General features: G+C 30.7%; 8 protein-coding genes. 5 read left to right on the top strand and 3 right to left on the bottom strand.

Annotated features, from left to right (window positions below; translation table 11 throughout):
* Positions 1–254 precede the first annotated feature (254 nt).
* From FGK85_RS13190 to FGK85_RS13175, 4 genes are all read left to right on the top strand, one after another.
* Positions 255–1,577, top strand: coding sequence for a helix-turn-helix domain-containing protein (locus FGK85_RS13190; RefSeq protein WP_138207366.1), 1,323 nt, complete (start codon positions 255–257; stop codon positions 1,575–1,577).
* 19 nt (positions 1,578–1,596) lie between these two features.
* Positions 1,597–2,856 (top strand): helix-turn-helix domain-containing protein, encoded by a 1,260-nt coding sequence (locus tag FGK85_RS13185; RefSeq protein ID WP_138207364.1) that lies wholly within the window; start codon positions 1,597–1,599, stop codon positions 2,854–2,856.
* Positions 2,857–2,996: 140 nt separating this feature from the next.
* Positions 2,997–5,594, top strand: a complete 2,598-nt coding sequence (gene clpB, locus FGK85_RS13180; protein ID WP_138207362.1) for an ATP-dependent chaperone ClpB — start codon at positions 2,997–2,999, stop codon at positions 5,592–5,594.
* A gap of 165 nt (positions 5,595–5,759) precedes the next feature.
* Positions 5,760–5,957, top strand: coding sequence for an alpha/beta-type small acid-soluble spore protein (locus FGK85_RS13175; protein ID WP_138207360.1), 198 nt, complete (start codon positions 5,760–5,762; stop codon positions 5,955–5,957).
* 139 nt (positions 5,958–6,096) lie between these two features.
* On the opposite strand, the gene FGK85_RS13170 is transcribed toward FGK85_RS13175, so the two are convergent.
* The 3 genes from FGK85_RS13170 to FGK85_RS13160 form a co-directional block, all read right to left on the bottom strand.
* Positions 6,097–6,831: a type 1 glutamine amidotransferase gene (locus FGK85_RS13170; protein ID WP_138207358.1), complete on the bottom strand. Its 735-nt coding sequence runs from the start codon at positions 6,829–6,831 to the stop codon at positions 6,097–6,099.
* Positions 6,832–6,916: 85 nt separating this feature from the next.
* Complete coding sequence (locus FGK85_RS13165) at positions 6,917–8,275, bottom strand: Mur ligase family protein (RefSeq protein ID WP_138207356.1); 1,359 nt, start codon at positions 8,273–8,275, stop codon at positions 6,917–6,919.
* 197 nt (positions 8,276–8,472) lie between these two features.
* Positions 8,473–9,660, bottom strand: coding sequence for a CapA family protein (locus tag FGK85_RS13160; RefSeq protein ID WP_171011433.1), 1,188 nt, complete (start codon positions 9,658–9,660; stop codon positions 8,473–8,475).
* Between the two features lie 197 nt (positions 9,661–9,857).
* On the opposite strand from FGK85_RS13160, the gene FGK85_RS13155 reads away from it, so the two are divergent.
* Positions 9,858–11,516 carry a tetratricopeptide repeat protein gene (locus tag FGK85_RS13155; RefSeq protein WP_138207352.1) on the top strand — a complete coding sequence of 553 codons (1,659 nt, stop codon included), beginning with the start codon at positions 9,858–9,860 and terminating at the stop codon, positions 11,514–11,516.
* Positions 11,517–11,835 lie beyond the last annotated feature (319 nt).

Below are 11,835 nucleotides of genomic sequence, written 5' to 3'. Positions count from 1 at the left end.
AAGATTTCGTGGGGTAGGGGTAAGTGTATCTATTTTTGCGACCTATCGGTCTGCGGGCTTACCAGCCCTTTAAGTAAATGTAAAAAGATACAATTCCAGTAAAAATAAAATTTTTACTGGAATTTAGGTGCTAAATCTCTGAAATATTAAAACATATTTTGCAGAAAACATAAAAAATATGGTATAATAAAAGATAATTTAAGAAACTTTTACAAATAAATAAAATATTCTACATATGTGAAGGAAGATAGGCTATGGAGATATTATCATTGGGAGAAAAAATTAAGAGAAGGCGTAAAGAACTGGGGATGACACTAAAGGATTTGGCTGGAGAGAGAATTACTCCTGGGCAAATAAGTTTAGTAGAGTCAGGTAAGTCTAATCCAAGTATGGATTTGCTGGAATATTTGGCAAATAAGCTTAGTACTTCTGTGGAGTACATAATGGAAAGTGAAGAAACACAAGCAGAAAAAATATGTTTGTTCTACGAAAATGTTGCAGAAACTTATATTATAAGCAATGACTTAGTACAAGCTCAACATAATATAGAAAGTGCTCTTTACTATGCTGAAAAGTATAAATTGGAAAATAGAAAAGCAAATATTTTATATTTAAGAGCAACTATACATATGTTAAAAGGGGAAGAAATACTAGCTCAGCAGCTTTTTTTATCTGCTAATGTAATATTTATTAAGAATAATTGCTATGAAGAGGTAGTAAAGACCTTTATAAAACTGGGAAAAATAACTTTGGATTTAAAGGCATACCACTCTGCAAGCAGCTATTTCCAACAGGCTGAAAAGGTTTTTGTGGATAATAGTATAGCCAATGATTTTCTTATTGGAGAAATATATTATTTTACGGCAATGACTTTTTTGAAATTAGAAAATATAACTAGAGCTATAAATTATACTTATCTTGCAAAAGAGAAGTTTGCTCAAATAAATGATAAGGAAAGATATGCAAAATCCATGATGCTTTTGGCGGAAGAATATAGTAAGCAAGGGCATTTAGAGGAGGCTATAAAGTATTCTAAAAAGAGTTTGGAATTGTTTAAAGATATAAATAATGTAAATTACTTGGCGCAGATTGAAAATAACATGGGGAGGTTATTTTCAGAGTTTGAAAACATAGAAGAATCATTTATTCACCTAAATAAAGCAAGAGAAATTAGAAGATTGAATGGAGATAGAAAATTAATAGAAACACTTATAAATATATGTGAAAATCATATAAAGCTAAAGAATGTTTCAAGTGGAAAAGAAGTGTTAAAGGATATTTATTCATATATTGAAAAACATCCTGGGGATGAATTGGAGAGTAATATTGACCTAATGAACTATTACTTGTTAAAGCACAAAATAGATAGAATGGAAGATGAATTAGTAGAAGCAGAAAATTCTCTTTTCCAGGCGCTGAATATAGCCAAGGAAAATGATATTAAAAAGAAAATTGGAGAAATAAGCATATTATTGGGTAAATTTTATGTGGAAACAGGTAATGAAAGCAAAGCTTCTGTATATTTAATTGGAGGAGTTCAAGTATTTAAAGATTTGGGACTAATAAAAGATTTTTAAGTTGCGGATAGGTGATTATATGGAGATATTGAGCAGGGGAGAAAAAATAAAGAGAGCTAGAATATACAAGGGATTAACATTAAAAGATGTATGTGGGGATAAAATTTCTGTTTCTAAATTAAGTTGTGTTGAAAATGATAAAATTGATTTAGAGGATGATGTATTAACATATATAGCAGAAAAACTAGACTTAGAATTGGAATATTTAAAGCAAGATGTTAAGGAACAGTTAGATGAGAATTTTCAACTTTTAAAAGAAGGAGATAATTTAAAGAATAGGGAAGAAAAAATTAAGTATAATTTAAAAGTAGCAATAAACCATAAGTTTTATGATAAAGCTTTTAGTTTTATGAATATATTATTTAATTATTATATAGATGAAGGAATTTTAGAAAAAGTACAATTTATCACCAGTGATTATTATGATTTATATCAAAAGGCTTATAGTGACAAAAATAGAATAATTTATTATTTAGATATGTCTAGATATTGTTTTGCCAATAAGGAATATAGACAAGCTATAAATTTTTATAGCAATGTGAAGAAATTTTTGATTTTAGATAAAAAGTTAAAAAAGCAGTATTTAGTTATATCAACATATAATGAAATAGTTTGTTATATAATGCTTAAGGAATATGATAAAGCTTATGAAATTTCTAAGGAACTAGCTGAAATAGTTGAGTTGGAGAAGGATGAAAAGAAAAAAGCTGAAATTTATCATTTGTTAGCTATGATGTGTTTAAGGGGAGATTGTAAGAGATTTGAAGAATATAAACAAAAGGCAAATAAGCTATATGGACACAATGATAATAAAAAAGCTACTGCCTTATATAATTATGCTGTTACCATGTTTAGGTTGAACCAAAGTGAAAAAGCAGTGGAATATGTAAAAGAAGCTATTAAATATTTTCCTAAGCATGATAAGTTTAATTTGGTGCGTTTTTTACTGGGTATAGTACAGGAACTTTCGGATAATAATGTGTTGGATTTTGGCAGGGAGATATGCGATGAGGCTCTAGATTATGCTATAGAAGTAGATAAAATAGAATTTATAGAGAAGGCATATTATTATAAAGCTAAGATTTTAAGCAAGTTAAAGGAAGAAGATCAGGCGGAAATATATATGAATTTATGTTTAGATTCTTTGGTTAAGTTTGGAAATAATAAAGAGCTTTATGAAAGATATTTAGAAATGGGATATATGTACTATAATCTAGGCAATACAATTGATTCAATAAAATATTTCGATTTAGCCCTTAAAATGGAGAAAAAAATATAGGTAAAGGTGCATTTTGCATCTTTACTTATTTTTTGGTTAAATTTCGTTATTTTCCTCCTTAAAATATACTTTGACTTTCTTTGACTTTTGTAATATTATTTAATTAAACAATTGGTAATAATATATGTGAGGTGGATATTATGGATATAGATAAATTAACAATAAAAGTTCAACAAAGTATAAATGAGGCACAATTGGTGGCTGTTAAATATAGTCATCAGCAAATAGATGGAATTCATCTTTTTATGGCACTTTTGTCTCAAGATGATGGACTTATTCCTAATATATTTTCAAAAATGGGTATAGATGTGAGAAGTTTAAGGGAGGAAACTCATAGAACCTTAGACAGTATGCCTAAAATAACTGGAGATGGAGCTGAGTCTTCTGGGGTGTACGCTTCTAGAAGATTTGAGCAGATATTTTTAAAGGCAGAGGATATAGCTAAGGGCTTTAAGGATTCTTATGTTAGCGTAGAACATGTTATGCTTTCTATGCTTGAGGTTTGCAGTGGAGGAGATTTGGGAAAAATCTTTTCTAAGTATGGCATAAATAAAAAGGATTTTATGCAGGCTTTATCTATGGTTAGAGGAAGCCAAAGGGTAGACACTCAAGATCCTGAGGGAACCTATGAAGCTTTAGTTAAGTATGGAAGAAATTTAGTGGAGGATGCTAAAAAACATAAGCTTGATCCAGTTATAGGAAGAGATGAAGAAATAAGAAGAGTTGTTAGAATCCTTTCAAGAAGAACCAAGAATAACCCAGTTTTAATAGGGGAGCCTGGGGTAGGTAAAACAGCTATAGTAGAAGGCCTGGCAGAGAGAATTGTAAGAGGCGATGTGCCTGATGGATTAAAGGATAAAACTATATTTTCTTTAGATATGGGTGCTTTAATTGCAGGAGCTAAGTTTAGAGGAGAATTTGAGGAAAGATTAAAAGCTGTATTAAAAGAAGTGGAAAATAGTGATGGAAGAATAATTCTATTTATAGATGAAATTCACACTATAGTTGGTGCAGGAAAAACTGAAGGCTCTATGGATGCAGGAAATCTTATAAAACCAATGCTGGCAAGAGGCGAGCTTCATTGTATAGGGGCTACTACCTTTGATGAATATAGAAAATATATAGAAAAGGATAAGGCTTTAGAGAGGAGATTCCAGCCAGTGGTGGTGGAGGAGCCTACTGAAGAGGATGCTATATCTATATTAAGGGGCTTGAGAGAGAGATTTGAAATACACCATGGTGTTAGAATTCACGATTCTGCCATTGTAAGTGCTGTTAAGCTTTCTCATAGATATATAAGTGATAGATACCTTCCTGACAAGGCAATAGACCTTATAGATGAGGCTGGGGCTATGATAAGAACTGAAATTGATAGTTTGCCTACAGAATTAGATCAAGTTAAGAGAAAGTTATTTCAACTTCAAACAGAGAAGGAAGCTCTTTTAAGAGAAAAGGACGAAGCTTCCAAGAAAAGATTAGAGGTTTTAGAAAAGGAATTAAGTGAGTTAAAGGAAAAAGACAATGAAATGTCTTCTAAATACCAAAAGGAAAAGGATCATATAGTTAAGATTAGAAATCTAAAGGAAACTTTAGATAAGGCCAGAGGAGATATGGAAAAGGCAGAAAGAGAAGCAGATTTTAATAAAGTTGCAGAACTTAAATATGGCTCTATTCCTAAGCTTGAACAGGAAATTAAGAATTTTGAAAAGGAAATAAAGGAACATTCAGATACAGCGCTTTTAAAAGAAGAGGTTACAGAAGAAGAGATTTCAGAAATTCTATCTAGATGGACAGGAATCCCTGTGTCTAAATTAGTAGAGGGAGAAAGGCAAAAGCTTATAAAATTAGAGGATGAACTTTCAAAGAGAGTTATAGGTCAAAAGGAAGCTGTAAGAGCTGTGTCTAATGCAGTTATAAGGGCTAGAGCAGGACTTAAGGATGAAAGAAAACCTATAGGTTCATTTATATTTTTAGGACCTACTGGTGTTGGTAAAACAGAGCTAGCTAAAACTTTAGCGAGAAATTTATTTGACAGCGAGGAAAATATCATAAGAATAGATATGTCCGAATACATGGAAAAATATTCAGTTTCAAGACTTATAGGAGCGCCTCCAGGATATGTAGGTTATGAAGAAGGCGGCCAGCTTACAGAGGCAGTTAGGCGTAAACCATATAGCGTAGTTTTATTTGATGAAATTGAAAAAGCTCACGATGATGTATTTAATATATTCCTTCAAATATTAGATGACGGAAGACTTACAGACAATAAGGGAAAGGTAGTGGACTTTAAAAACACTATAATAATAATGACTTCTAATATAGGAAGCAGCTATCTTTTAGAAAATACTAAATCTGACGGCATAGATGATGGCGTAAGAGAAAAAGTAATGGAAAGCATGAAAAATAGATTTAAGCCAGAATTCTTAAATAGGTTAGATGACATAATAATGTTTAAACCTCTTACTGATGAAGAAATTGAAGGCATAGTAGAAATCTTCTTAAGAGATATAAGAAGAAGGCTTGCAGAAAAGAATATAGCTTTAGAAGTTACTAAGAAGGCTATGAATCTTATGGCTAAAGAGGGCTTTGATGGAGTTTATGGTGCAAGACCTTTAAAGAGATATATTGAGGGAACTTTAGAAACTGCAATAGCTAAGAGCATTATTAAAGGAGAGGTTAAGGAGGGTGATGTTGTTAGAGTTGAGGAAGTGGAGGGAGAGTTAAGAATTAAGAATTGACAGTTGACAATTGACAGTGGACAATGGACAGTGCACAATTGACAGTTGACAATTGACAGTGGACAATGGACAATTAAAAAATAATCATTGAGAATTGATTATTGAATATAAATACTCATCTCGGAGAAAATAAGAGTAGTAAAATTATAGGGAGATGAGATTTGTATGTCAAGGAAAAGACATTTGGTTCCTAATGCTGCTGCTGAAATGGAAAGTTTTAAGATAGAGGTGGCGAAGGAACTGGGATTAATTCACAAGAATTCTCCAGGTATGGATTCTGGAGATCCTACTTTAAACGTAGGCGGAGAAATGGTTAGAAGAATGGTTAAGAAAGCAGAAGAGAAGATGACAGATAGAGATTAGTGTGCTAGTTTGCCAGTGTGCTAGAGGGCTAGGGAATGAGGATTTTCCTCCGCTGCGCTATGGAAAATCTTCATTTAAAGTTTAGTGGGCAGGAAAAGCCTTGCTTTTCCTGCCCACTAGCCCACTAGCCCACTACTTTCTAGCCCTGTTTTTTGGTTTCTCTTTTAATTATAAACTCTTTTGCTTTAATTTCCAAAGAGTTATCTAGCTCTGGGAATTTAAAGGTTTTATATTTATTTTCTAGGGCAGTACATAAAAGTCTGTCTGCCAGTTCAGGATTTTTTGAAAGAAGGGAGCCGTGGAAGTAGGTGCAGAAGGTATTTTTGTAGATACAACCTTCGTAGCCATCTTCGCCATTGTTTCCGTAACCTGCCTTAACTTCCCCTAGAGGTTCTAAGTTCTTTCCTATGTAAGTTCTGCCAGAATGATTTTCAAAGCCTACGTAAGTTTCTTTAAATTTAGGATTGTATATTACGGTATTGCCTATAAATCTTGTATTTCCGGCTTCTGTATAAATGTCTAGAATATCCAAACCATCTAATTTTTCACCAGTAGGGGTGGTGTAGTATTTGCCCAAAAGCTGGTATCCACCGCAGATGGAAAGGAATACCTTGCCGTCCTCAATATATTCTTTTAATGCGTCCTTTTTATTTTTAATAAGATCCTCAGAGACTATTGATTGTTCGTAATCTTGGCCACCACCAAAGAATACTATATCATAATCATCTTTTTTAAAAGTATCTCCTAGAGAGACATTTACTATATTAACGTTAATATTTCTCTGTTCTGCTCTGTGTTTTAATATTAATATGTTTCCCATATCTCCATATACATTAAGAAGATCTGGGTACAAGTGACAAATATTTAGTTCCAATAAGTTCACCATCTTTCTAATAAATAAGATAATTCTTTTGTTAATCTCCAATTTCTAAAAGATAAAGTGGAGAGTGTTTAGAATATTACCAAAGTTTATTTATATACCCCTTGCTGTGAAGGAATTTTCTAAAGTCAATCATGGCTGTGTAGGTAGCTAAAACGTATATTTTGTTATTTGGACAATTTTTTATATTTTCTAGTAAGCTATCATGGGTTTGGCATAGTGAAAAATTATCTTCAGGTAAACCTGCTATTTTTAATCTTATGGCCATATCGTAAAGTCTTGAGCCTCCTACGAAAATTTTGCCAATAGATAAATCTTTAAGTTTTTCAAAGTTTACATCCCAAATCCAAGAAACATCTCTTCCATCTGCGTAGTTGTCGTTTAAAAGGAAACACATGTCTATGGAATCCTTGTTTAAGGTTATGGTATTAAGAGCTTCATCATAGCCTGCAGGATTTTTAACTAAAATAATTTTAATTTCTTTGCCATCTATGTTTATTTCCTCTTGTCGTCCAAAGGAACTTTGTTGATTTTTTAGAGAATTTATTATGGCATTTTCCTCTATACTCAATTCCCTACATATGGAGTAGGCACAAATACCATTATATATATTATAAGTTCCGGGCTGATTTATGGAAACTTCTTTGCCATTTATGCTTACAGAAGAATAATCATGAGTTACTTCTAAAATTTTGTCTATAGAATACTTAAGTTCTGGTCTTTTAAAGCCGCAATTATCACAGTAATAGTCTCCTAAATGGTTGTAGGTTACAAAACCATATTTATAAGGAGCTTTGCATTTTTTGCAGAACTTAGCATCTGCATTTACATCTATTTTCTTATTTTCATCTATAGGGACATTAAATCCATAGTATAGTACAGGATTTTCTAGATTCAAATCTCCAAGCAATGATTCATCGCCATTTAAAACAAGCTTAGATTCAGGTGTAAGAGTAACCCCTTCAAGTATTTTATTTAAAGTGGTATATACTTCACCATATCTATCTAGCTGATCTCTAAATAGATTTGTTATGGTTATTATTTCAGGTTTTAAATGCTTAGTTATGAATTTTACATTGGCTTCATCCACTTCCATTACTGCAAATTTATCTTCATTTGTTCCCTTGAATGAGAAGTTTTCTATAAAACAAGCTACCACACCAGGTAACATATTAGCTCCTGTGCTATTGGTTATTACTTTTTTACCAGAGGATTCTAATATGCTATTTATCATACTGGTAGTGGTGGTCTTTCCATTAGTTCCTGTAACTATTATTACCCTATAGCCACTGCCTATGGTTTTTAAAATATCTGGACATATTTTTAATGCCACTTTTCCTGGGAAATTACTTCCGCCCTTAAAAAAGGTTTTGGATAGTTTTAAAACTATTTTTGAAGTTATTATGCTGAAAAATTCTTTAGTCTTAATTTTGAACACCCCTTTATTTATAGGAATTTATAATTCCGAATGTATACTTTTCTTTAGTTTGAAGTTATTATTGGTTATATTACAAATGCTGTATTATATTATTTGTAATATACCATAATATGAATATTTAGTTAAAATTAAAATATACTTATAAAAATTTCTATTATAAATTACACAACATTATTAAATAACATTATTAAATAACCTTATTGTTTTGCAATAGGAATAAATTCATCTTTTATATTAGTCTTGTAAGTTGGAGATAGATTTCTAATTTTATTTAGAATTCTTTCCTTTTCAGAGCCTTTAACTGGTGTTGGACAATAGTCATTTACATTATTTTTTGAGGATACACTGCAAGGAATAACTTTAGTTTCGTAACCTTGAAGTGTATGATTTTTAAATTTAAATTTTGTTCCCAAAATAAATGTATCCTTATCACTTGGATTGGAGTTGCCGCCAAAGCAGAAATTTCCTAAGCTATAGCATATTATTTTGTCCTTATATTTTTCTATAGATTGAACCACATGTGGATGGTGACCTATTATAAGATCAGCACCATTGTCTATAGCAAAATGAGCTATATTTTTTTGGGCAGCATTTGGTGTATACTGTCTCTCTACACCCCAGTGAAAATTTATGATAACTGTGCAATTTTTACTTTTTAATTCATCTATATCTTTTTTTAATTTATTTAAAAACTCCTTACTATCAGACCAAGCTTGATATCCAAGGAGACCGAAATTTTCTCCCTTTATATTTTTAATTACTTTTTCTCCTTCACCAAAGTAAAGTATTTTTTCATCTTCTAAAGCCTTTTTAGTATCTTGAAAACCCTTATTTAAGTAGTCATATATGTGGTTATTTGAAATATTTACAGCTTCAATAGAACCTAAAGTCAAGGATTTTGCATAGGAAGGATCTGCTTTAAAATTAAAGGTCTTTTGCTTTTTTTGTGTTGCATTAGTAAAAGTGGTTTCTAAATTAGCTATAGTGAGATCATCCTGTTTAAATATACTAGACACATTCTTAAATAAATAGGAAAGGTCATTATTGTTTTTTTCTACTATGCAAGGAAGACTAGTGCTATAGGAGAACTTAGTATCTGTTCCTATGGTGCAGTCACCTACAGAGTTTATTAGTATTTCTGTATAGTCCTCTTTTTTAGTTTCTTCTTTAGTTTTTGAGGAATTATCTTTTTTAGTAGTTTTATTTTCTAATGATGTATTTTTGTTAGTATTTTTAAGATCAGAACTTTTTTTACTTCCTAATTTACTATATATAACTGCAAAAATCAATATAAGTATCAATAAGGATAAGGCTGAAGATAGAAAAAATCTTTTAGTATTTTTTATTTTTACTTTGTGCTTTCCTCGGGTTTGTCTAGCTGCCATTTTTATCCCCCTCTTTTTAATTCCAAATTTCCAACAGTCTTTCATTTTAAACTTTGCAACTTCGAAAATTGAAACATTAATTATACCAATATAATTTTATAATATTAACACATAAAAGTCTATGTAATAGTACTCTTTATTTAAAAATCTATGACTTTGCTAAAATTTTCTGATAAAATAATAAAGAGGTGAATTATATGATAAAAATTGGGAAAAAACAATGGATGATTTTAGGTGCAATATTAGTATTCATTTTATTGGTCATAAGCATAGGAAGAAGTAGATTGGTTAAAAAAGAAAGCAAAAATGCCCAAAATTTATTTTTACAGGGTAAATATCAGGAAGCTATAGATAAATATGAAGGTTTAGCTAAAAAGAAAAAGAAGGATCCTCTATATTATTCAAAGATAAGTAGAATATATTATATGAAGGGTGAGGAAAAGAAATATAAGGAGTATATGGATAAGGTTAAGGCCATGAATTACACTAAAAATGAAGAGGCTTTATCCTATGTAATAGCTAATTATTATATTGAAGGAAATTATAAAGAAGCATTAAAGGAAGGGGAGCAGGCTTTAAAGCTTTACCCTAAAAACAAAATAATATTAAATCATATGATTGCTTTATACAGGATTAATGGAGAAGAAAATAAAGCTATGGAGCTTATAAAAAATTATCCTGTAAGTAAAAAATCATCTGAGGAGTTGGCTGAATATGGTAAAGTGTCCATAGCTAGCGGGAAAGTAGATGAAGGATTATCAATTTTAAAAGAAGCTTATAAAAAGGATAAGGACAATATTATAATTTATGATACTCTTTCACAAATGGCAGCTACTGATTTTATTGGAACAGTCAATAAGATAAACTCTCTTAAAAAGGGTACTGTGGATAAAGAAGAGAGAAGTATGTATAACCTTTGGCTTGCAAAGGTATACTCATTAAATATTGACAATTGTGAAGAGGCATTAAAACTTTTAAGGGATGAAAATATAAATAAGGAGAGCTTAAGCTATAATATTATAAAATTATCTATTTATAGTAATGTGGGAGATTTTTATAATGCTCAAAAGCTGGAGGAAAAACTTAAAGAAAAGTATAAGGATAGCTATGCGGCTAATCATGCTATAGCTTGGTATTATTTTAAAAAAGGAGAAAAGGATAAGGCAAAGGAGTATGCTTTAAAATCCATAGAAGAAAATCCTTTGTACACAGATAACTATGGATATTTAATGCCAGAAATATTATCTACAGACAAAAAAAATGGTGACTCAATCATTGCTTATTATTCTGAAGCTTTTTACAGGGAGCCTTTTAATTACAATATGATGATGAATACAGGAAATTATTTTCACAATACTGAAGGAAATATAAATAAAGCCATAAAATATTATGAAATTGCAGATAAATTACACAAAAACAACAGTGAAATAAAGTATAGCATTGCAACGGTATACTTAGATAATAATAATCCTAAAAGTGAAGAAATATTAAAGCAGTGTATAAAATTAAATCCAACAGAAACAAAATATTATAGAACTCTTTCAGTTTTCTATTTTTACAAGGGAAAATATAAAGAAGCTAAGGAGTTTTTAGATAAGGCCTATGCGGAAGATAAGGAAGATCTTTTAACTCTAAACAATACATCAGTGTATTATATTATTGGGGCATCAGATGTGGAAAAAGGGTTTTCTACCATGAATAGTGTATATGAAAAGGCAAAGAAAACTAAAGGATATCCAGTGAGCTCCTTTGATATTATAGAAAGTAATTTTCAAAAGATTAAGCAGCTCAATGAACAATATAAAAGTGCATCCAGCGCCACTATTCAAATTCCTGAATTAAGTTTGTTTTATTAGGAATGTAGGCATAAAATTACAGTGAATTTATCCGATGACTACCTACCGTAACACTCCCACTTCTAACAAAGTGGGAGATAACGGCAGCTACGTCCCTGGATAACGATCTCTAACCTTCAGTTGGAGTAAAAACTCCATCTGAAGCTAAGAGCTCTGTTTATAATATAAGCATAAAATATATTATTTAATAGATAGTATTTTAATTAGAATAGTTTAGGAACTGAGTAATTTATATATACTCAGTTCTTATTTTTTATTTATTTAAATATGTATTTGAAAAATCAATAAAAACTGAGTAAATAATAGTAATTTGTAATAA

It is taken from the genome of Haloimpatiens lingqiaonensis (assembly GCF_901447495.1).
GTDB classification, from domain to species: domain Bacteria; phylum Bacillota; class Clostridia; order Clostridiales; family Clostridiaceae; genus Haloimpatiens; species Haloimpatiens lingqiaonensis.
The sequence above is the reverse complement of the archived record's forward strand: the minus strand, read 5'-3'. Positions and strand labels throughout refer to the sequence as shown.